Origin of the sequence: Sodalis sp. C49 (genome assembly GCF_046352915.1) — a bacterium.
Lineage (GTDB): Bacteria > Pseudomonadota > Gammaproteobacteria > Enterobacterales > Enterobacteriaceae > Acerihabitans.
In genome coordinates this window covers 2,562,209-2,584,537 of record NZ_CP163303.1, presented here as the reverse complement: position 1 = coordinate 2,584,537, position 22,329 = coordinate 2,562,209, and the positions used below count along the sequence as shown (strand labels likewise).

The following is a 22,329-nucleotide window of genomic DNA, read 5'->3' as shown; positions in this document are numbered from 1 at the left end:
ATAATCCGGCGTATGATACCGTCACTGGAATTGGCATTCTGTACCCGAAACTTATAAGCGACCCGTCGCCATTGACCAGGAAAAACCGTTATGCGTATTGAAGAAGATATCAAGTTAGGTTTTAAAGACGTCTTGATCCGCCCCAAGCGTTCTACCCTCAAGAGCCGCTCCGACGTCGAACTGCAGCGTGACTTTACCTTTAAGCACCCCGGGTGCTCCTGGTCGGGCGTGCCCATCATCGCCGCCAATATGGACACCGTCGGCACCTTTCGCATGGCGGAAGCCCTGGCATCCTTTGATGTCGTGACCGCGGTGCATAAACATTATAGCGTGGAGCAATGGCGCGCTTTTGTTGCGCGGGCCCCTGAATCGGTATTGCGGCATGTCATGGTCTCGACCGGCACCTCGGAAGCGGACTTCGTGAAAATGAAGCATATCCTGGCCCTGTCGCCGTTATTGACCTTTATCTGCATCGACGTGGCGAACGGCTATTCCGAGCATTTCGTTAATTTTGTGCAAAAAGCGCGCGCGGCCTGTCCCAATAATGTCATCTGCGCCGGCAACGTGGTCACCGGTGAAATGGTGGAGGAATTGATCCTGTCTGGCGCCGATATCGTCAAGGTGGGTATAGGACCGGGCTCGGTATGCACCACCCGCGTCAAGACCGGCGTAGGGTACCCGCAATTGTCGGCGGTGATTGAATGCGCGGACGCCGCCCATGGCTTAAGCGGCCAGATTGTCAGCGACGGCGGCTGCTCGGTGCCGGGCGACGTGGCGAAAGCCTTCGGCGGCGGGGCGGACTTTGTCATGCTGGGCGGCATGCTGGCCGGCCATGACGAATGCGAGGGCACGCTGGTGGAGGAAAACGGCGAAAAATTCATGCTGTTTTACGGCATGAGCTCCGAGTCGGCCATGAACCGCCATGTGGGCGGCGTGGCGCAGTACCGGGCGGCGGAAGGTAAAACCGTCAAGCTGCCGCTGCGCGGGCCGGTCGAACACTCCATACGCGATATCCTGGGCGGATTGCGCTCGGCCTGTACCTATGTCGGCGCGTCCCGCTTGAAAGAACTGACCAAACGCACCACCTTTATCCGCGTGGCCGAGCAGGAAAACCAGGTGTTTACCCAGCTGTAGCCTGTTGCGGTCCCATAGATGGCTATCATGCGAATGATAGCCATCCTGCGGCCCCACGCCTGAAGTCTGCATCCGCCTGCCTCAGATCCGGTCCGGCGTGTTCCTGCGTATTACCATCCCATCACCGGGACGGCGTCAGCCGTGGCCAAACAGATCGCCCATTTGCAGCAGCGGCAGATAAAGCGCCATCACCAGCGCGCACACCAGAGCGCCCATGATCAACAGCAGCAGGGGTTCGGCCAGCTGCGCCAGCGCGTCGGCGCGCCGTTGCGCCTGTTCCTCATGCATGCTGGCCAGCCGGCGGAATACCTCGTCCAGCGTGCCGGAAAACTCGCCGGTCTTGATAAGCTGGTGGCAATGGCGCGGGAACAGGCGATGGCGATAAAACGCCTGATGCAGCGCATATCCCCGCTGTATATGCCGCCGTAATTGCAGCGCCGCCTCGCGGTACAAGGGATGGCCGAGGGTGCGCGCGGCAATCTCCAGGCCATTATCCAGCGGCACGCCGGCAGGGTGGGTCATGGCCAATGTCTGGAACAACTGGTAAAGCGCGTGATGACGCAGCAGCGTCCCCACCGCGGGCAAATATAACACCCCCGCCTGGAGGCGCCGCCGCCATCGGTCATGGTAATGGCAGAACCGCCGGTAAACCAGGGACAGCAGCGCTACCCCGGTAAACAATGCCGGCGCATGCTCTTCCACGCCTGCCGCTGCGGCCAGCAGGCAGCGGGTCGGCCAGGGCAGGGGCAGATTGATGGCGGCATAGAGCCGGGAGAATTCCGGCAGAATCCATGCCAGGAGCAACCCCATGACCATCGTTGCCATCAGCAGGATAAACGCCGGATAGCGCAGCGCGCCCGTCACTTTTTTTGTTAACCTGCCGAGCCGTTCCTCATGGTCGGCGAGCGCCAGGCAGCAGCGATCCAGCCGGCCGGTCAGCTCGCCGAGCGCCATCATGGCGCAATAAACCGGTGGGAAGACCTGGGGAAAGTCGGCCAGGGCCTGGGACAGGGTGTGGCCCTGCTCGATCTTTTCGCCCAGCAGGCGCAGCAGGCACCGCCAGCCGGCGCGCGGGTGATCTTCCGCCAGCAGCTCCAGACTCTCGCGCAGCGGCAGCCCCGCGCCGAGCAGCGTCGCCAATTGGGCGGTCAGCGCGGCAAGCTGATGCCTGCGCCAATAGCCGGCCCCCAGATAGCCGGCGGTACGCAGGTGAAACGGTTGCAGATCCCGGCGGATCAACTGCCGGCGCGCCGAGGTTTTATCCCGCCCGAGGATCTGCCCGGCACAGGCTTCCCCGGCGGAGGTAACGCCGCGCCAGGAGTAAAGCCAGAAGCCGGTCATGCCGGTTCACCCAGTACCCGCGCCAGCTCATCAAGGGAGGTCACTCCCCGCGCCGCCAATACCAGGCCCGCGCGCCAAAGTCCCGAGGGACCTGGCCGGCCTTTGCGGTTGAACGCCGCGTCGTTCATGGCGCGCCCTGCCGCCTGTGCGGCATTGCATGGGCCGCTTTGGCGACTTTCCCCGGGGTACGCACCGTCATGGGGGGAGGGCTGCGCCGGCAACAAATGAAAAATGCCGCGCCGGCCGGCATAACCCTGGTGGCACTGTTCGCAACCCACGGCATGCCATTGACGGCGAGGCGCCCAGCCCGGCGGCAGCCGCAGCGCCGTTTGTTCCGGCGCGCCTGCCTCGCGGCGGCATAGCGGGCAGAGCTGCCTGACCAGCCGCTGTGCCATCACCAGCAGCAGGGCGGAGCGCGCCAGCTCGGCGTCCAGCCCGAACTGGCTAAGACGGGCCACGGCATCCGCGGCGGAGCGGGTATGCAGGGTTGCCAGCACCAAATGACCGGTCTGGGCGGCGTTAACCGCCATGGCGGCGGTCGCGCGATCGCGGATTTCACCCACCATGACCACATCGGGATCCTGGCGGAGCAGGGCGCGCAGCAACGCCGGAAAATCCAGCCTGGCCTTGGCGTTGACCTGGCATTGGGTCATGCCCGGCAGCGACATTTCCACCGGATCCTCCACGCTGCAAATATTCAGCCTGTCGCGCGCCAGGGTATTCAGCGCGCTGTAAAGCGTCATGGTTTTACCGCTGCCGGTCGGCCCCGTGAGCAGAATCAATCCCTGGGGACGGTGCAGCAGGCGCAGGAACCGCCGGCGCAGGGCCGCCGGCATGCCCAGTCGCTCCAGGGCGAGATCTTCCGGCGCCCCGCGCAACAGACGCAGCACCAGCTTCTCGCCGCGCAGCGTCGGCAGTGTGGAGAGCCGGCACGAGCAGTGCCTATCAGGCGGTCCGAAGACAAATTGCCCGTCCTGGGGCAGGCGCCGCTCGGCGATATCCAGCCGGGCCATCATCTTTAAGCACACCAGCAGGCGCGCAGCAAGTATTGGCATGCAATGGGCGCTTTCCCGCAGCAGGCCGTCTACGCGCAACCGGATGCGATACTCGGCCGCGCCCGTGGGTTCGATATGGATATCCGACGCCTTGAGCGCTTGTGCCTGGTTGAGCAGCGCGTCGATATAATCCCGCAGCGCCGTGTCATCGTAGGTTGCCGTCACCCGCTACTCCTCCGCGCCATCCATGTGAAACAGCGCCTGGCAAGGCCCGAGCAGATGCCGGGCGTTCTCCATGGCGCGGCAGTCGCTGCCCCAGCGCAGCCCGTCGCCGTGCCGTTTGGGCGTCAAGGCCAGGGTCAGGCCCTTCAGCGCCTGTCTGCCGGTCAGGCTGATGACGCCGTCCTGCACCGTGACCCGGTCGACATAACGCGAGGCCATGCCCTCGGGTATGCCGTCCTGGCCCGCCTGGCACTCCCGGACCTCGCCGCGCTGCAACGCGCACAGCTCCACCGCCGATTTATAGGGGGCCAGCATCTGCAGCATATCCGTCATGGCGGCTTTATCCAGATAGCGCTGGTAGCCGGGCAGGCCGATAGCGCTGAGCATGGCGATAATGGCGATTACCACCATTAATTCCACCAAGGTAAATCCCTGTTGATTAAACATGCGTTTCCCTCGCAGCCGATCCTGCCCCGACCTTACCGGCAACGCCTTCGGCCGGCCAGCGGCGGGTCGCCATACGGGATAATGGTTGGCAAAAAAAACGCGATGAGTGACCTGAGGTTTAGGAATTTTGCGTAGGATGCCGCAAAATTAAGGATAAGGAGGGGGGAAAGGCCTTCGGAGATGACCGAAGGCCTGTGGTATGGGATGCCCGGCTACTGGAACCGCATCGACAAGTCCAGCGCGCGGATATGTTTGGTCAGCGCGCCCACGGAGATATAGTCCACCCCGGTTTGGGCAAATTCACGGAGCGTGTCCAGCGTGACATTGCCCGAGACTTCCAGCAGGGCGCGCTTTTGTGTGGCCGCCACCGCCCGCTGCATATCGGCCGGCGTAAAATTATCCAGCATGATGATATCGGCGCCGGCGTCCAGCGCCTGGCGCAGCTCGTCCAGGGTTTCCACTTCCACCTCCACCGGCACATCGTCGCGCAGGGCCAGTGCGTTGGCCACCGCGTTGGCGATAGAGCCGGCGGCGATGATATGGTTTTCCTTGATCAGGAAGGCGTCCGCCAGCCCCAGGCGGTGATTGCCGCCGCCGCCGCACAGCACGGCGTACTTCAGCGCGGTGCGCAGGCCGGGCAGCGTCTTGCGGGTATCGAGCAGTTGGGTCCCGGTGCCGGCCAGAAGATCAACGTAACGTTTGACCTCGCTGGCCACCCCGGACAGCGTCTGCACAAAATTCAGCGCGGTGCGCTCGCCGGTGAGCAGCAGATGCGCGGGGCCGCTTAAACGGCACAGCGGCTGGTTGACGCGGATCGCATCGCCGTCCTGTACCTGCCACGCGACGGAAACACCGCCGCCGAGCTGGGCAAAGACTTCCTCAAGCCAGCGCTGGCCGCAGAAAATACCGTTTTCCCGGGTGATGATAACCGCGCTGGCCTCGCTCTCCTGCGCAAGCAAACGGGCGGTGATATCGGCTTTGGCGTCGGTGGTGCCGCCCAGGTCTTCGCGCAGGGCCTGGGTGACGGATAAGGGGATATCATGCTGAATACGCTCAAGCAATTCGGCCCGGCGGCGTTCGACGTTATAACGGCGTGTCGGCATAAAAAACTCCGAAATAGCGGATAAAGGGAATCGGAGAAACATGCTACTCTGTTGCTGGGATAAGTACCACCGCCGGTCTGCGCGAGGTGAATAATGCGGTTGGAAAATGGCTGGGTGCGGGGGGTCAGGCACGTGTTGTCGCCGCATTGCGATGAGCGGCCCGCGCACGAGGCGCCATCGCTATTGGTCGTGCATAATATCAGCCTGCCGCCGGGCCGCTTCGGCGGCGGGGATATCGACCGGCTCTTTACCGGCACGCTCGATCCCGCGGCGCATCCCTTTTTCCGCCAGGTTTATCAGTTGCGGGTTTCCGCGCACTGCCTGATTCGCCGCGACGGCGAAATTGTCCAGTACGTGCCGTTTGATAAACGCGCCTGGCATGCGGGCGTATCGACGTTCGACGGCCGGGAACGCTGCAATGATTTTTCCATTGGTATCGAGCTTGAAGGCACCGATAATATCCCTTACACCGACGCGCAGTACCACCGGCTGGCCGCGCTGACCGCCTTGTTGATGCGGCATTATCCGATTACGCCGGCGCGCATTACCGGCCATAGCGCTATCGCCCCGGCGCGTAAAACCGATCCCGGGCCGTCGTTTCGGTGGCAACATTACCTGCGGCTGGTTGCTGCGCGCTGCGGGGACATAAAGAAGGAGAGTCAGGGTTCATGACGCTGTTTACGCTACTATTGGTTTTGGCCTGGGAACGCCTGTTCAAGCAGGGCGAGCACTGGCAGCTGGATCACCATCTGGAACGGGTGTTTGTCCGCATCCGTCATGCCTCCCTGGCCCTGACCGTTTTAATGGCCCTGGGCTGGATGATTATCGTGGCGCTGTGCCTGCGGCTGCTGGCTAACTGGTTTTTTGGCGTGCCGTTGCTGGTGCTGTGGATCATCATTTCCCTGTTATGCATCGGCGCCGGCGGCATCCGTAAGCACTATCGGGCCTATTTGCGGGCCGCGGCCGCCAGCGACGGCCACGCCTGCGACGCCATGAGCGAAGAACTGGCCTTGATCCACGGCCTGCCGGTGGATTGCGATAAAGAGGAGCGTCTGCGCGAACTGCAGAACGCCCTGTTGTGGATAAACTTCCGTTTTTACCTGGCGCCGCTGTTCTGGCTGGTGGTCGGCGGCCCGTACGGTCCGGTGGCGCTGGCCGGCTATGCTTTCCTGCGCGCGTACCAAACCTGGATGGCGCGCCGCTCCACGCCACTCAAGCGCGCGCGTTCCGGCATCGATATGCTGTTGCACTGGCTGGACTGGATTCCGGTGCGTCTGGCGGGGGTGGCCTACGCGCTGCTGGGACACGGTGAAAAAGCGCTGCCCGCATGGTTTGCGTCCCTGGCGGATGTGCATACCGGCCAATATCAGGTATTAACCCGGCTGGCACAGTTCTCGCTGGCGCGGGAACCGCATCTGGACGACGTGCTGACGCCGCGCGCGGCGGTATCGCTGGCGAAAAAAATCACCCAGGTGATTGTGGTGGTGGTGGCGCTGCTGACCATCTACGGCGCGCTGGTTTAACGCCGTCAGCGCCACCGCCCGGCGTGGTTATCCGCCCGGCTAACCCGCGGTGTCCGCCGGTGGTTCGCCAAAGCGGGGCATGCCGTCCTCATCCCAGTCAAAGGCTTTAACCCGGGTATGCCGGTTGGGGTCGTACAACGGATCGCCGGTAATTTCCGTATACGGGCGGGCGTGATAGACCAGCACATCCTCGCCCCGTTCCCCAATGGTAAAGCTGTTATGGCCCGGCCCGAACTGCCGGTGTCGCCTATGGGTGCGGAACACCGGCTGCGGCAGCTTATGCCACTGCGCCGGGTCGGTAATATCGGCGTCAGCGTCGGCCCACAGCAAACCGATACAATAATTCTCGTCGGTGGCGCTGGCCGAATAGGTAATAAACAGCCGTCGCCCGTGGCGGATAAACGCCGGCCCCTCGTTAACCCAAAAACCGATGGTTTCCCACGGCAGTTCAGGACGGCTAATCATCACCGGCGCGGTGTTAAGCGAGGTGGGCGTCGCCAGTTCGGCCAGGTAAAGATTGGAGTTGCCCCGAATAGCCGGATCTTTCTGCGCCCACAGGTAATAATGCTTGTCCCGGTGGACAAAATGCGTCGCATCCAGCGAAAAGGTATCGAGCGGCGTTATGATGCGGCCTTTTTCACGCCATCGCCCGGTTAATGGATTGTCATCGGCGCACTCCAGCGCAAACATACGATGCTGGAACAGCCCGTCGACAATGTCAGGCGTTTTGGCGGCGGCAAAATAAATAATCCATTTCCCGTCGATAACATGCAGTTCAGGCGCCCAGATCAACGCGCTCATTTCGCCGGTGGCCGGCTTGCGCCATATCACCGCCGGCTCGGCCCGCGCCAGGCCGGCAAGCGTGGTCGCGCGGCGGATCTCCAGCCGGTCGTATTCCGGCACCGAGGCGATAAAATAGTAGTACCCGTCGTGATGGCGGTAGATAAAGGGGTCGGCGCGCTGCTCTATCAGTGGGTTCGGCCAATGTCCTTCGGTCATGATAGCGTCTCCTGTTTATTCTGCGGTTTACGGATGTTTGGTTTCCAGCAGGGAGTCCTCGCGCCAGGCGCCCAGTTCATGATAATTCTCCCGGCGTTTTTCCAGATCGTCCTGGATTTGCCGCATCAGTTGCCGATCCACTTTCAGCAGCCTGACCACGCCCGCGGTGATAAGATAACCGACGCCCGGGATCACGGTAAACAGCAGCACGATGCCCTGGACGGCGCCGGGACTTTGCGTGATGGCGTCACCGCGATAGCCATAGGCGGACAGGATAAAACCGACAAAGGCGCCGGCCACCGCCAGTCCGACCTTCAGGAAAAACAAATTGCCGGAAAAGCTGATGCCGGTAATGCGTTTGCCGGTTTTCCACTCGCCGTAGTCATCGACGTCCGCCATGAGCGACCAGTGCAACGGCGAGGGGATCTGGTGCAGGATATTGAGCAGGAAATACATCACCAGGATAAGCGTGGTCAGATGCGGATCAAGGAAATAGAAACCGCAGGAAAACAGCGCCAGGATAATATTGGTCCAGAAAAATACCTTCAGCTTGCAAAAGCGGTCGGTCAACGGTTTGGCCAGCCAACTGCCGATCATCATGCCCACGACCCCCAGGCTGATAAACATACTGGCGAACCCGGAGGTTTTATCCATGGCATAGGTCACGTAGTACATGGTGGCCGCCATGCGGATAAAACCGGGACAAACGTTAAAGAAGGTCAGCAGCAGAATGCGTACCCATTGGTCGTTTTTCCAGATATCGCGCAGATCGGCCTTCAGCGCGTCATGGGTCGGGATCGCCGGTTTAACGCGTTCGCGCACGGTGGCGAAGCAGAATAAAAACATCAGGCAACCGATAATCGATAACACCGTCATCGCCCATTGAAACCCCTTGGCCCGGTTGCCGCCGCCAAACCAATCCACCATCGGCAGCAGGGTGAGCGAAATAATCAACGTCGCCACGCCGACCAGGATAAAACGCCAGGACTGGCAGGAGACCCGCTCCTGCGGATCGCTGGAAATCACTCCGCCGAGTGAACAGTAGGGAATATTAATGGCGGTGTAAATCAGCGACATCAGGAAATAGGTGGCGAAGGCATACACCACTTTGGCGCCGTAGCTCCAGTCCGGCGTGGTGTACATTAAAATGCTGAACACCGCGAACGGCACCGACAGCCACAGCAGATAAGGCCGGAACCGGCCCCATTTGGAGCGCGTGCGATCGGCGATGGCGCCCATGATCGGGTCGGTGACCGCGTCTATAATGCGCACCGACAGCAGCAATACGCCCACCAGGGCCGGCGCCAGGCCGAAAACGTCGGTGTAAAAATAGGCCAGGAACATGGTAATGGAACCCCATACCATATTGCAGCCGGCATCTCCCATGCCGAAACCAATTTTTTCCGTTAATGACAAAGCCTGTGTTTTCATGGATCTACTCTCCGTTGTAAACAAGACATGAAGTACAACAGGCAGTATTGGCCTATTCGGCGTGAAAGGATCGGCAGGATCGGGTTGATGAAATGGACAAACGGGTCATAACGGGAAATTTGTGAAGGCGCCGGCATTTTGTCGCGCAGGCCGGCGGAAAGAACTTTGCGCGGCCAGCCAGGCCGCGCAGAAGGCGGCTTAACGGCTCAGTTCGCCGGACGCGCGCTGATTTTTCTGTTTAAAATAAAAGCCGATGCCGAGCAGGCAAAGCCACACCGGGATCAGGTAGACCGAAATTTCCATGCCGGGGGTCATCAGCATCACCACCAGGATCGCCGCCATAAACAGCAGGCACAGATAGTTGCCGAACGGGTACCACAGCGCCTGGAATTTCGTCACCCTGGCCTGGCGGGCCATGGCGCGGCGAAACTTCAGGTGCGCCAGGCTTATCATGCCCCAGTTGATGACCAGGGCGGAAACCACCAGCGCCATCAACAGGCCGAAGGCTTTTCCGGGCATCAGATAGTTGATCAGCACGCAAACGGCGGTCGCCAGGGCCGACACGCCGATCGCCATGACCGGTACGCCACGACGATCGACCGCCGCCAGCAGCCTTGGGCCGTTGCCCTGGCGCGCCAGGCCGTACAGCATACGGCTGTTGCTGTAGACGCAGCTGTTGTATACCGATAGCGCAGCGGTCAGCACCACCAGGTTAAGGATGGTCGCCACCCAGTCGCTGTTGAGCGCATGGAAAATCAGCACAAAGGGACTGCCGCCTTCCACCACTTTGCTCCAGGGATACAACGACAGCAGAATAGCCAGCGAGCCGATATAAAACAGCAGGATGCGATAGATGACCTGGTTGGTGGCTTTGGGTATGCTTTGCTCCGGGTTATCGGCTTCGGCGGCGGTAATGCCCACCAGCTCCAGGCCGCCGAACGAAAACATGATGACCGCCATCGCCATAATCAGGCCGCTGACGCCATTGGGGAAGAACCCGCCCTGGGCCCAGAGGTTGGTCACGCTGGCGTCCGGGCCGCCGTGGCCGCTTATCAGCAACCAGGCGCCAAACACAATCATCGCGATAATGGCGACGACTTTGATAATGGCAAACCAAAATTCCATCTCGCCGTACACCTTGACGTTGGCGAGGTTGATGACGTTAATGACGATAAAAAATAGTGCCGCTGAGATCCAGGTCGGCAGGCCCGGCCACCAGTAATTCATATAAATGCCCACGGCGGTCAGTTCCGCCATGGCGACCAGTACGTACAGCACCCAGTAATTCCAGCCGGAAGCAAAGCCGGCAAAATCGCCCCAGTATTTATAGGCAAAATGGCTGAACGAACCGGCTACCGGTTCCTCGACCACCATTTCCCCTAATTGACGCATAATGAGAAAGGCGATAAAGCCGCCGATGGCATAGCCCAGGATCACCGACGGACCGGCCATTTTAATCGTTTGGGCAATCCCCAGGAACAAGCCCGTGCCGATCGCGCCACCTAAGGCAATAAGCTGAATATGGCGGTTTTTTAGCCCGCGTTTCAGCGTCTCTCCGCGCTGTTTACCATCCATCGAAAATCCTCTTTTAGTACGGTCTGCGGACCATCCCAGTGTAAAATTGCGGTCTGTAATCCCTGCATTACGTTTTATGTACGTTATATTTTACGTTAGCCGTCGAGCTATTTTTTGTCGCGGGCTGTCGTTGGCACAAGAATAGTGGTATGCAAAAAAGTTTGCACCTGATTTATGGGGTCGGACGGGAAAATACAAAACCCGCATGATCTGACGCATTTTCCAGGAGAGGCGGTAAAAAAAGGATGTTGTAAAAAAAGATGTAGCAACAATGTTATTGTTACACTTTGCCAGGCAATATTTGCTTATTATTTAATCTAAAATATTGGCTCAAACGGTTCAGCTTGGAGGATTGAACGTTGCAAAATGGTTAAATATGTCATTTCTCAAATTCAGTGGATGGAACTGGATAGTTATCAAATTGCAGCACAAGCTTAGTGCAATTGTTTAAATGTGCGGTGTTTCATGATTTAGGTCAAAGCCGTCATGGACAGGAGGTGAATACTTTGTTACTTTAGCGTCACGTTTATGAAATTGGTATTACCAATTGACTCCGCGCCAATCGCAAAGATGATTATAAATGGCCTATAGTAAAATCCGCCAGGCAAAACTTTCGGATGTCATCGAGCAGCAACTGGAATATTTGATTCTGGAAGGGACGTTGCGTCCCGGTGAAAAGCTGCCGCCGGAGCGCGAACTCGCCAAACAGTTCGACGTTTCCCGTCCCTCCCTAAGGGAAGCCATCCAGCGTCTCGAAGGCAAAGGCCTGCTCCTGCGCCGCCAGGGCGGCGGGACATTTGTTCAAAGCAATCTTTGGCAAAGCTTCAGCGACCCACTGGCTGAACTGCTGGCCGAACACCCGGAATCACAATACGATCTGCTGGAAACGCGCCATGCCCTCGAGGGGATTGCCGCTTATTACGCCGCGCTGCGCGGTACGGAAGAGGACCTCGACCGCATTCGCGATTGCCACCAGATTATCCAGCAGGCCCAGGAAAACGGCGATCTCGACGCCGAAGCCGATGCCGTACTGCAGTATCAAATCGCCGTCACCGAAGCCGCCCATAATGCGGTTTTATTGCATTTGGTGCGCTGTATGGGGCCGATGCTGGAAAAAAACGTACGTCAGAATTTTGAATTGCTCTACTCGCGCCGGGAAATGCTGGCGCAGGTGAGCAGTCACCGCGCCGGGATCTTCGCGGCGATAGTGGCACGCGAGCCGGAAAAAGCGCGCGAAGCTTCTCACCGCCATCTGGCGTTTATTGAGGAAATTTTGCTGGACCTCAGTCGGGAACACAGCAGGCGCGAACGATCGCTGCGCCGGCTCCAGCAACGCAAGGACTAAGCCTCCGGCGACGGGAGCTATGCCCTAAATAATTCGAGTTGCAGGAAGGCGGCGACACAGCGAATCCCCGGGAGCTTACTCAAGTAAGCGACCGGGGTGAGTGAGGAATGCCAACGCACCTGCAACTTGAAGTATGACGGGGATAAAACGGCAACGAAATAATGAGCCTGTCTTCGTGTGTTCTAACGCATCGGCGCCAACGAGCACAGGAAGACAGGCTCCAACTAAATCAATTTAATAGCGATAGATAAGGAACACCACCATGTCAGAACGTTTATACAATGACGTGGATCCGATCGAAACACGCGACTGGCTACAGGCGATCGAATCGGTTATCCGTGAAGAGGGTATTGAGCGCGCACAGTTCCTGATTGATCAGGTACTTGATGGCGCGCGTAAAGGTGGCGTCAGCATCGCTGCCGGTGCCTCGGGCCGTAATTATATCAACAGCATTCCGGTTGAAGACGAGCCTGAGTATCCCGGCAATCTGGAATTGGAGCGCCGCATTCGCTCTGCTATCCGCTGGAACGCCGTTATGGCGGTACTGCACGCATCGAAGAAAGATTTGGATTTGGGCGGCCACATGGCGTCGTTCCAGTCGTCCGCCACCATTTATGAAGTCTGCTTCAACCACTTCTTCCGTGCGCGCAACGATCAGGACGGCGGCGATCTGGTGTACTTCCAGGGCCATATTTCCCCCGGGATCTACGCCCGCGCCTTTATCGAAGGCCGCCTGACCGAAGACCAGATGAATAATTTCCGCCAGGAAGTCCACGGCAAAGGCCTGCCTTCCTATCCGCATCCCAAGCTGCTGCCTGAGTTCTGGCAGTTCCCGACCGTTTCCATGGGCCTGGGGCCGATCAGCGCCATCTATCAGGCTAAATTCCTCAAATACCTCAACCACCGCGGCCTGAAAAACACCACCGCGCAGACGGTATACGCTTTCCTGGGCGACGGTGAAATGGACGAACCGGAATCCAAGGGCGCGATCACCATCGCCACCCGCGAAAAGCTGGACAACCTGGTCTTTATCATCAACTGTAACCTGCAGCGCCTGGACGGCCCGGTTACCGGCAACGGCAAAATCATCAACGAGCTGGAAGGTATCTTCGGCGGCGCCGGCTGGGAAGTCATTAAGGTCATCTGGGGCAGCCGTTGGGATGAACTGTTGCGCAAGGATACCAGCGGCAAGCTTATCCAACTGATGAACGAAACCGTCGACGGCGACTACCAGACCTTTAAATCGAAGAACGGCGCCTATGTGCGCGAGCATTTCTTTGGTAAGTATCCGGAAACCGCCGCGCTGGTCAAGGATATGAGCGACGACGAAGTCTGGGCATTGAACCGCGGCGGCCACGATCCGAAAAAAGTTTTCGCCGCGCTGCAAAAAGCGCAGAAGACCACCGGCAAGCCTATCGTCATCCTGGCCCATACCATTAAAGGCTACGGCATGGGCGAGACCGCGGAAGGCATGAACATTGCCCACCAGGTCAAGAAAATGAACATCGACGGCGTGCGCTATTTCCGCGATCGTTTCAATCTGTCCCCGGTGGTGTCCGATGAGACCATCGAGCAACTGCCCTATATCACCTTCAAGGAAGGTTCGGAAGAGTATGAATACCTGCATGCCCGCCGCAAGGCGCTGCACGGTTACCTGCCGACCCGCCTGAAGAACTTTACCAAGCCGCTGGAGCTGCCGACCCTGGCGGACTTCGGCGCGCTGCTGGAAGAACAGAAAAAAGAAATCTCCACCACCATCGCTTTTGTCCGTGTACTGAACGTGATGCTGAAGAACCCGTCGATCAAGGATCGCCTGGTGCCGATTATCGCCGATGAAGCGCGTACCTTCGGTATGGAAGGGTTGTTCCGCCAGATCGGCATCTACAGCCCGAACGGCCAGCAGTACACCCCGCAGGACCGTGAGCAGGTCGCTTATTACCGTGAAGACGAGAAAGGCCAGATTCTGCAGGAAGGGATTAATGAACTGGGCGCGGCGTCGTCCTGGCTGGCGGCGGCAACGTCCTACAGCACCAACGACTTGCCGATGATCCCGTTTTATATCTACTACTCCATGTTCGGCTTCCAGCGTATCGGCGATTTGTGCTGGGCGGCGGGCGACCAGCAGGCGCGCGGCTTCCTGATCGGCGGCACGTCGGGGCGCACCACCCTGAACGGCGAAGGTCTGCAGCACGAGGACGGCCATAGCCATATCCAGTCGCTGACCATCCCGAACTGTATCTCCTACGATCCGGCGTACGCCTATGAAGTGGCGGTCATCATGCATGACGGCCTGACCCGTATGTACGGCGAGGCGCAGGAAAACGTCTATTACTACCTGACCACGCTGAACGAAAACTACCATATGCCGGCCATGCCCGAAGGCGCGGAAGAGGGGATCCGCAAGGGTATCTATAAACTGGAAACCCTTGACGGCGCCAAAGGCAAGGTTCAGCTGATGGGCTCCGGCGCCATCCTGCGCCACGTGCGCGAAGCCGCCGGGATCCTTTCCCGGGACTACGGCGTCGGCTCCGATGTCTATAGCGTGACCTCCTTTACCGAACTGGCGCGCGACGGGCAGGATTGTGAACGCTGGAACATGCTGCACCCGGCTGAAAAACCGCGTGTGCCTTATGTCGCCCAGATCATGAGCGATGCGCCGGCGGTGGCCTCCACCGACTATATGAAACTGTTTGCCGAACAAATCCGCAACTTTATCCCGGCCAGCGAATTCCGGGTATTGGGTACGGATGGCTTCGGTCGTTCCGACAGCCGCGAAAACCTGCGTCATCATTTTGAAGTGGATGCGTCTTACGTGGTCGTGGCGGCGCTGGGCGAACTGGCCAAGCGTGGCGAAATCGACGCCGATGTGGTCGCCAAGGCGATCGCCAAGTTCGGCATCGACGCGGACAAAGTTAACCCGCGTTTGGCATAAGAGGTAGAGAAATCAATGGCTATTGAAATTAACGTACCGGATATCGGTACCGATGAAGTTGAAGTCACCGAAGTGCTGGTCAGCGTGGGCGACAAGGTTGATGCCGAACAATCGCTTATCACCGTCGAAGGCGACAAGGCCTCTATGGAAGTACCCTCGCCGCAGGCGGGGGTGGTCAAAGAGCTGAAAGTGGCGGTGGGCGATAAAGTCACCACCGGCAAGCTTATCATGGTCTTTGAAGACCAGGGCGGCGCGACGGAAGACAGCGCGCCGGTCAAGGCCGAGGCGTCAAACGATGCCAAGCCCGCCGAGGCGAAACCGCAGTCGGGCGGCGCAGCGGAAAGTAAAAATGTCGAGGTGCCGGATATCGGCGGCGACGAAGTGGAAGTGACCGAAGTGCTGGTCAAGGTCGGCGATACCGTGGCGGCCGAACAGTCGCTGATCACTGTCGAAGGCGACAAAGCCTCGATGGAAGTCCCGGCGCCGTTTGCCGGTAAAGTCACTGAAATCAAGGTCAATACCGGCGATAAAGTCAGCACCGGTTCGTTGATTATGGTGTTTGAAGTGGCGGGCGCGGGTGGCGCATCCGCCGCGCCGGCCCAGGACAGCAAGCCGGCCGCTGCCGCGCCGGCTCAATCCGGCGGCACGAAAGACGTCAATGTGCCGGATATCGGCGGCGACGAAGTGGAAGTGACCGAAGTGATGGTTAAGGTCGGCGACAAGGTCAGCGCCGAGCAGTCGCTGATTACCGTTGAAGGCGATAAAGCCTCGATGGAAGTCCCGGCACCGTTCGCCGGCACGGTTAAAGAGATCAAAATCAGCACCGGCGACAAGGTTAGCACCGGTACCCTGATCATGGTCTTTGAGGTGGAAGGCGCGGCTCCGGCCGCGGAGAAGACCGAGACCGCCGCCGCCGCCGCGCCGGCGCCCGCATCGCAGGCCAATAAAAACGCCGCGGCGGCGGCCCAGCCTAAAACCGAGGGCAAGAGCGAGTTTGCCGAAAACGACGCCTATGTGCACGCCACGCCGGTTATCCGCCGTTTGGCGCGTGAGTTCGGCGTTAATCTCGGCAAGGTGAAGGGGACCGGACGTAAAGGCCGTATCCTGCGCGAAGATATCCAGGCCTACGTCAAGGATGCGGTAAAACGCGCCGAGGCCGCTCCCGCAGCCGGCGCCGGCGGCTCTCTGCCGGGCCTGCTGCCGTGGCCGAAGGTGGATTTCAGCAAATTCGGCGATACGGAAGAAGTCGAACTGGGCCGCATTCAGAAAATTTCCGGCGCCAACCTGCATCGCAACTGGGTCATGATCCCGCACGTCACGCAATTCGACGAGGCGGATATCACTGAAGTTGAAAACTTCCGTAAACAGCAGAACGCCGAAGCGGAAAAGAAAAAGCTGGATGTGAAAATCACCCCGCTGGTGTTTATCATGAAGGCCGTGGCCAAGGCGCTGGAGGAACTGCCGCGCTTTAACAGCTCGCTGTCCGAGGATGCGCAGAAGCTGACGCTGAAGAAATACATCAATATCGGCGTGGCGGTGGATACGCCGAATGGCCTGGTGGTGCCGGTGTTCCGCGACGTGAATAAGAAGGGTATCTTTGAGCTGTCGCGCGAACTGGCGGAGATCTCGAAAAAGGCGCGTGACGGTAAACTGACGTCCTCCGATATGCAGGGCGGATGTTTCACCATCTCAAGCCTTGGCGGCATCGGCGGCACGGCGTTTACGCCTATCGTCAACGCGCCGGAAGTAGCGATCCTCGGCGTGTCCAAATCGGCGATGAAACCGGTATGGAACGGTAAGGAATTTACGCCGCGCCTGATGCTGCCGCTGTCCCTGTCCTATGACCATCGCGTCATCGACGGCGCGGCGGGTGCCCGGTTTATCAGTTTCATCAACAACGTAATGTCCGATATTCGTCGTCTGGTGATGTAAGCCCGAGGCCGGCCCCAGGGCCGGCCTGATTGTTTAATGTGACGCTGCCGGTTGGGCGCATTTTCCCCCGGCAGGGCAAACAGGTCACGCGCCGTCCGAACCCGCTTTGCAGATTATTAACATTTCTGTAAACTGGTTTTGATGGAGGCGTCCCGGTGGTATCGGCGCGTTATGCCTTTAATTCGTCAGAAAATTAACGCCTTACCGCTGGTCAAACAACTAAGAGGTCATGATGAGTACTGAAATCAAAACCCAGGTCGTGGTACTTGGGGCGGGCCCGGGGGGATATTCCGCCGCCTTCCGTTGCGCCGATTTAGGTCTGGAGACCGTGCTGGTCGAACGTTACGCGACACTGGGCGGTGTTTGCCTGAACGTGGGCTGTATTCCTTCCAAGGCGCTGCTGCATGTCGCCAAGGTGATTGAAGAAGCAAAAGCGCTAAGCGAAAACGGCATCACCTTTGGTGAACCGAAAACCGATATCGATAAAGTACGTACCTGGAAAGAACGGGTTGTCAACCAGTTGACCGGCGGACTGACCGGTATCGGCCAAAGCCCGTAAAGTGAATGTTGTGCACGGCGTGGGTAAATTTACCGGCGCCAACACCCTGGTGGTGGAGGGCGAAAAAGGCACCACCACCATCAATTTCGACAATGCGATCATCGCCGCCGGCTCGCGGCCGATCACCTTGCCGTTTATTCCCCATGACGACCCGCGCGTATGGGATTCCACCGACGCGCTGGCGCTGCGCACCGTGCCGGAAAAGCTGCTGGTCATGGGCGGCGGCATTATCGGCCTGGAAATGGCCACGGTGTATTATGCGCTCGGCTCCAAAATCGACGTGGTCGAAATGTTCGATCAGGTGATCCCGGTGGCGGATAAGGATATCGTCAAGGTCTACACCAAACGCATCAGCAAGCAGTTCAACCTGATGCTGGAAACCAAGGTGACCACGGTGGAAGCCAAGGAAGACGGCATTTACGTCACCATGGAAGGCAAGAAGGCGCCCGCCGAGCCGCAGCGCTACGATGCGGTGCTGGTGGCTATCGGCCGCGTGCCGAACGGCAAGCTGCTTGACGCCGGCAAGGCCGGGGTGGAAGTGGACGATCGCGGTTTTATCCGCGTCGATAAACAGCTGCGCACCAATGTGCCGCATATCTATGCTATCGGCGATATCGTCGGCCAGCCGATGCTGGCGCACAAAGGCACTCACGAGGGCCACGTGGCGGCGGAAGTTATCGCCGGCAAGAAACATTACTTCGATCCCAAGGTCATCCCCTCGATTGCCTATACCGAGCCGGAAGTGGCCTGGGTCGGCGTGACCGAGAAAGAAGCGAAGGAAAAAGGCATCAGCTACGAAGTGGCCACCTTCCCCTGGGCGGCGTCCGGCCGCGCCATCGCTTCCGACTGCCAGGACGGCGTCACCAAGCTGATATTCGATAAAGAAAGCCATCGGGTGATCGGCGGCGCGGTGGTCGGTGTCAACGGCGGCGAGCTGCTGGGCGAAATCGGCCTGGCCATCGAGATGGGTTGCGACGCTGAGGATATTGCGCTGACCATCCATGCCCATCCGACGCTGCACGAATCGGTCGGCCTGGCGGCGGAAGTGTATGAAGGCAGCATTACCGACCTGCCGAACGCCAAGGCCAAGAAAAAGAAATAATCAAGTCTGATTAAGATTGGCTGATGGCTCCCTCAGCTCAGGAGCCGCGCCGGAAATCTTGAAAAATTTTTATACTGTGCAAAAATCCGGGAAAGTTTGTGTTCCTGGATTTTTTTACGCCTATTTTGCCTGGTCCTGCTCTTATCCCCCTTGGAAGCTACCCGAAATCCTCTCTTTGATTAAAAGTTTTCAAGATTATTAAAGATCGGGCAGCGGGCCTTGGAACATACATTTCAATAAACCAGGCATCCGTGGCATAACAGCACATCACGCCCGGCAAGCGTGACCTGACCTTGCATGACATAGCCATGCAGGTTTTACCACCACCCGACGCATCTGCAAATACTGTTATTTTTCAGTGGAATCGCAGCGCAGATATATTAAGAGAAGTCGAAATCCATAATCAGGCTGGATGCCGGTTATACTTGGCCTCCGGGTAATAAAGGTCCGAGCGCCACTAATTTAGCTAACGCATTCCGGATAAGCGTCCAATCTGAATACAGAATAGTTTTGTCTCTGATCACGAATTTAAGCATGATCGTCTCGAATTGCATATATTAGCAGAGGATAACATAGAGATACTAAATTTTGAAATTGATTAGAATGCAACCAAATGCCATACTCACTGAATATAAACACTTAATATAGCCATGGAATATAAGCACTGTCATATGCCTTTATCCATCTATTTAATTAGAGATGTTATATGAGGTAAGCATAATGGAAATATTAAATAACTTTGCATTTGATGAATTACCGGCAACAAGTGATCTCACTGGTAATTTTGAAGCCAGAATATGTTATGCGCAAAATATTACGTTGTATCAAAGAGCAACCCCGCATGATATCCGTCCGCGTTTGGTGGCCCAACGAGATACCCTATTACTGGTACAGCCCCGAGTAACGCTTCCGCCATCGATTTCCGTAACTGGAACGCGTGCTGATGGCGTTAGACTCGGTGTTTTGGACCTGGTACCCCCTGCTCAGTTGCCGACGGTTGATTCACCTGCGATCACAAATATAATTTATGCTCGCAATATGTGGTCGGTTATATTACCCGCGACTTGGATAAACCCTGGTCTAAGGCTTTTATTTGAAGCCGGCAATCAATCTGGTAGTCTACATAATATTGTTATTGGTGCTCCCAATGAAGTGATTATCCAAACAATCGATATCGGAATGTTGGTAACCCCCCGCGATCGTTTTGATTTTGCTAATCAGCCCAGTTTACATCGAGATTATTATCAAAAAATTCCCGTTAGCCGTCTTATTGTTGGAGAATACGAACCCATCCATCTTACACGAGTAGTCATGCCAAATGGTGTCATCTATACAAGCCAATCGGCGGACAATGGTAGTTGGCATACAGGGGATATGCGTGAATATATTGGTAAGTTTCTGATATCCCAAGGTATCAATTGCGCAAATTATGGTATTAATAGCTCTGATGGGTCTATTGAAATACCTGATAATTATGTTGCATTTCAAATTACTGCGCATAATTCACGTGGGCGCTATCAGAATGGAATTATAGTACATGGTGGAAGCGGTGGAAATGGAATGCTTACTATCGAAGATTCTTCAGGAGAAGAATGGAGTCATGAAGCAGGCCACGCATATAGCCTCGGTCATTATCCTGGACAATGGCGAGGTTCATCCCATCAACGCCCTAGTGTTAATGGTGTTAACGCCGCATGGGGTTGGGATCGCGATCTTAACCGATTTATCGCCAACTTTTTCTGGGATAAAGGAGGAAACCAAAATTGTTGCGGCGGTAGTATTCCCCCCTTCCAAGGCAACCGTTTTAATACTGATGTGATGGCATCAGGACATGCAAGTTCTCCTTTATCTTATTATGCGTTACATACGCCATATGTCCTTAATGTCATACAAAATTTTATTGAGCGGCACGCTGTTTTCTCAAGCAGTTCACCGACTGGTTTTAAAATTTGGGATCCACAAAGTCTGAGATATATTAATTACGTTAACTATGTCAGGCCACCTAGTGTTATTATTTCCCATCAAGCGCAGTTTAATGCTATAGCCAATGATACCAGTGGCAACTTTATCAGAACACAGCTTATACGTATGGGCATTGTGCAACTAATACCCAGTAACGGTAATTGGATTCGTAATGTTCATCTCCCTACGGCAGACGCACAACTCGAGGGTAGCATCGTTTGGGTAGATAGTGATGCACAATCAGATATGTTTATTATTATTGGTAATCAATCTCATCGAGTCTCATACAGGAATAGTAGTATTTTTATAGTAAGAAATAGGAATTGGATAATACTCGCTGACAATTTACCCTTTAACTCGAATACTCTTGAGATTATTTTACAACAAGAAGAAAAGAGAGCGTGCCCCCATCGTAATAAAAATAATTGTGAAGATAAATGCGATTGTGAGCGTGGCTGCGGTTCAGTGTCAAATAAAAATGAAGGAGATTTTGAAAATGCCAATTGTGGCGTTAAAACTGTAAATGGCTTAATTGATCCAAATGTCATGTTGCCCTTTTATCCACCTATTTACACAGATGATACTATTTATCGCATCGACACTCAACAACAATTGACGCGGCTGGGGAATGATCCTTCTGGTGCTGAACTAAGCACTATTTTACAAAGATTTCAAGAAGTTGAAATTATAGTTCGTGATGGTGCATGGACCAGTAATATTAGCTTTCCTGCTGCAAGAGCGATTAGCCTTGGTCGGATTATTTCTTTCACTAACCGGGCAACATGGGACGTGACGGTGATGGTTAATAATACTCCCATTATCTATAGAACTGGGGATTCGACACGCTATGTGGCTGAAAATAATCTTTGGCACTCGCGTGAAAAAAATGATGCGTTAGGAACGCGGGTACCTCGCCAATTTGGCGTTCCGGTAACAACGGTAGTAGGTTATTATGACCCCGAGAGAATTCTACCTACAACTATTTATCCTGCTTTGCATGGTGGTTATGGTTTTATTTATTCTTCCTCCCAAAATGTCAGTCCGCTTGAATGCTATTTGCGGGTGACTACGTCAACAGATATTATTCATTATCAATTAGCAAGAGGCCGTATTAACCCTGCTGGAATGAATAAATTCCATATCAATATCAGGCAGATAGACCGGACCGTCAGAGCGGATGTTATTATAAGAAATGTTATTGTTACCTCGTTAACGCTCAACCCTCCAACAACCAGATTGGGTTACACAGTCAATGGATTATCCTCTCGTTCAATGAAGTTTATAAATGGTAAGGCTAATATTAATGAATTAAATAATTTCCCGGAGAAATTATTTGGTTACTTAGCGGAAAATTTTACTGTCAATATTCAGCTCACTAAGACCGATCGGTTGGATATGTTGAAATTGCCTCCTTTCGCGTTCAATGGTCAACGTGTGGAGATCGCAGGAAATTCTGGTTCTCCAACAAACGTGATTTTAGACGATAAACAGCAATATATTATTGCGCGTGGTGAAGTCGCAAAATTTATTTTTATAGAGGATGCCTGGCAAAAGGAGATAGATAGCCCAATGAGTTCTCAGGAAAACGCCGCTCTGAATACTGAAAATGATTTATCGTCAGATACCTAAAATCGGCACTCATAGCCGACAACTTCGGGTATATTGGCTGCGATGAGTGTATTTTAATTCAGGTCAAGACTTTTTAAAAACTAACTGAGGTAAATTTT

14 protein-coding genes and 1 pseudogene are annotated in these 22,329 nt (G+C 56.1%); 8 read left to right on the top strand and 7 right to left on the bottom strand.

The annotated features are described in order from the left end of the window. Nucleotides 1-90 precede the first annotated feature (90 nt). On the top strand, nt 91-1,134 hold the full coding sequence (locus ABUK12_RS11685; RefSeq protein ID WP_410016405.1) for a GMP reductase: 1,044 nt from the start codon (nt 91-93) through the stop codon (nt 1,132-1,134). A gap of 135 nt (nt 1,135-1,269) precedes the next feature. On the opposite strand, the gene hofC is transcribed toward ABUK12_RS11685, so the two are convergent. From hofC to nadC, 4 genes are all read right to left on the bottom strand, one after another. Then, entirely contained in the window at nt 1,270-2,475 is a 1,206-nt protein-coding gene (gene hofC, locus ABUK12_RS11680; RefSeq protein ID WP_410016404.1) for a protein transport protein HofC, read from the bottom strand. Next, on the bottom strand, nt 2,472-3,695 hold the full coding sequence (locus ABUK12_RS11675; protein ID WP_410016403.1) for an ATPase, T2SS/T4P/T4SS family: 1,224 nt from the start codon (nt 3,693-3,695) through the stop codon (nt 2,472-2,474). The genes hofC and ABUK12_RS11675 overlap by 4 nt, the downstream gene beginning before the upstream one ends. A 3-nt stretch (nt 3,696-3,698) precedes the next feature. Further along, nucleotides 3,699-4,139, bottom strand: a complete 441-nt coding sequence (gene ppdD / locus ABUK12_RS11670) for a prepilin peptidase-dependent pilin (RefSeq protein ID WP_410016402.1) — start codon at nt 4,137-4,139, stop codon at nt 3,699-3,701. Nucleotides 4,140-4,351: 212 nt separating this feature from the next. After that, entirely contained in the window at nt 4,352-5,242 is an 891-nt protein-coding gene (gene nadC, locus ABUK12_RS11665; RefSeq protein ID WP_410016401.1) for a carboxylating nicotinate-nucleotide diphosphorylase, read from the bottom strand. 93 nt (nt 5,243-5,335) lie between these two features. On the opposite strand from nadC, the gene ampD reads away from it, so the two are divergent. Together ampD and ampE are read left to right on the top strand one after the other, a co-directional pair. Continuing rightward, on the top strand, nt 5,336-5,914 hold the full coding sequence (gene ampD, locus ABUK12_RS11660; protein WP_410016400.1) for a 1,6-anhydro-N-acetylmuramyl-L-alanine amidase AmpD: 579 nt from the start codon (nt 5,336-5,338) through the stop codon (nt 5,912-5,914). Then, complete coding sequence (gene ampE, locus ABUK12_RS11655) at nt 5,911-6,765, top strand: beta-lactamase regulator AmpE (RefSeq protein ID WP_410016399.1); 855 nt, start codon at nt 5,911-5,913, stop codon at nt 6,763-6,765. Before ampD ends, ampE begins: the two co-directional genes overlap by 4 nt. Nucleotides 6,766-6,804: 39 nt before the next feature. On the opposite strand, the gene ABUK12_RS11650 is transcribed toward ampE, so the two are convergent. The 3 genes from ABUK12_RS11650 to ABUK12_RS11640 all read right to left on the bottom strand — a co-directional run bounded on the left by ABUK12_RS11650 (nt 6,805) and on the right by ABUK12_RS11640 (nt 10,770). Further along, nucleotides 6,805-7,764, bottom strand: coding sequence for a family 43 glycosylhydrolase (locus ABUK12_RS11650; protein ID WP_410016398.1), 960 nt, complete (start codon nt 7,762-7,764; stop codon nt 6,805-6,807). Between the two features lie 27 nt (nt 7,765-7,791). Next, a complete protein-coding gene (locus ABUK12_RS11645; protein WP_410016397.1) occupies nt 7,792-9,195 on the bottom strand; it encodes a glycoside-pentoside-hexuronide (GPH):cation symporter in 1,404 nt (467 codons plus the stop codon). 198 nt (nt 9,196-9,393) lie between these two features. Further along, nucleotides 9,394-10,770, bottom strand: coding sequence for an amino acid permease (locus ABUK12_RS11640; RefSeq protein WP_410016396.1), 1,377 nt, complete (start codon nt 10,768-10,770; stop codon nt 9,394-9,396). Between the two features lie 580 nt (nt 10,771-11,350). Between ABUK12_RS11640 and pdhR the strand changes: the two genes are divergently transcribed. From pdhR to ABUK12_RS11615, 5 genes and pseudogenes are all read left to right on the top strand, one after another. After that, nucleotides 11,351-12,115, top strand: a complete 765-nt coding sequence (gene pdhR, locus ABUK12_RS11635; RefSeq protein ID WP_162363949.1) for a pyruvate dehydrogenase complex transcriptional repressor PdhR — start codon at nt 11,351-11,353, stop codon at nt 12,113-12,115. A 262-nt stretch (nt 12,116-12,377) separates the two neighbouring features. Then, the gene (aceE, locus tag ABUK12_RS11630) at nt 12,378-15,047 is read left to right on the top strand and encodes a pyruvate dehydrogenase (acetyl-transferring), homodimeric type (RefSeq protein WP_410016395.1); all 2,670 of its coding nucleotides are present in this window, start codon (nt 12,378-12,380) and stop codon (nt 15,045-15,047) included. Nucleotides 15,048-15,062: 15 nt separating this feature from the next. Continuing rightward, nucleotides 15,063-16,979 (top strand): pyruvate dehydrogenase complex dihydrolipoyllysine-residue acetyltransferase, encoded by a 1,917-nt coding sequence (gene aceF, locus ABUK12_RS11625; protein WP_410016394.1) that lies wholly within the window; start codon nt 15,063-15,065, stop codon nt 16,977-16,979. A gap of 232 nt (nt 16,980-17,211) precedes the next feature. Further along, nucleotides 17,212-18,640, top strand: a pseudogene (lpdA, locus tag ABUK12_RS11620) (dihydrolipoyl dehydrogenase). A gap of 720 nt (nt 18,641-19,360) precedes the next feature. Continuing rightward, on the top strand, nt 19,361-22,231 hold the full coding sequence (locus tag ABUK12_RS11615) for a M66 family metalloprotease (RefSeq protein ID WP_410016393.1): 2,871 nt from the start codon (nt 19,361-19,363) through the stop codon (nt 22,229-22,231). Nucleotides 22,232-22,329: the final 98 nt, after the last annotated feature.

Bases quoted from the DNA above. Each gene is read 5' to 3' on its own strand.
- ampD (WP_410016400.1), top strand. From the start codon at position 5,336: ATGCGGTTGGAAAATGGCTGGGTGCGGGGGGTCAGGCACGTGTTGTCG.
- ABUK12_RS11645 (WP_410016397.1), bottom strand. From the start codon at position 9,195: ATGAAAACACAGGCTTTGTCATTAACGGAAAAAATTGGTTTCGGCATG.
- ampE (WP_410016399.1), top strand. From the start codon at position 5,911: ATGACGCTGTTTACGCTACTATTGGTTTTGGCCTGGGAACGCCTGTTC.
- nadC (WP_410016401.1), bottom strand. From the start codon at position 5,242: ATGCCGACACGCCGTTATAACGTCGAACGCCGCCGGGCCGAATTGCTT.
- hofC (WP_410016404.1), bottom strand. From the start codon at position 2,475: ATGACCGGCTTCTGGCTTTACTCCTGGCGCGGCGTTACCTCCGCCGGG.
- ABUK12_RS11685 (WP_410016405.1), top strand. From the start codon at position 91: ATGCGTATTGAAGAAGATATCAAGTTAGGTTTTAAAGACGTCTTGATC.
- ABUK12_RS11640 (WP_410016396.1), bottom strand. From the start codon at position 10,770: ATGGATGGTAAACAGCGCGGAGAGACGCTGAAACGCGGGCTAAAAAAC.
- aceF (WP_410016394.1), top strand. From the start codon at position 15,063: ATGGCTATTGAAATTAACGTACCGGATATCGGTACCGATGAAGTTGAA.
- pdhR (WP_162363949.1), top strand. From the start codon at position 11,351: ATGGCCTATAGTAAAATCCGCCAGGCAAAACTTTCGGATGTCATCGAG.
- ABUK12_RS11650 (WP_410016398.1), bottom strand. From the start codon at position 7,764: ATGACCGAAGGACATTGGCCGAACCCACTGATAGAGCAGCGCGCCGAC.
- aceE (WP_410016395.1), top strand. From the start codon at position 12,378: ATGTCAGAACGTTTATACAATGACGTGGATCCGATCGAAACACGCGAC.
- ABUK12_RS11615 (WP_410016393.1), top strand. From the start codon at position 19,361: ATGGAAATATTAAATAACTTTGCATTTGATGAATTACCGGCAACAAGT.
- ppdD (WP_410016402.1), bottom strand. From the start codon at position 4,139: ATGTTTAATCAACAGGGATTTACCTTGGTGGAATTAATGGTGGTAATC.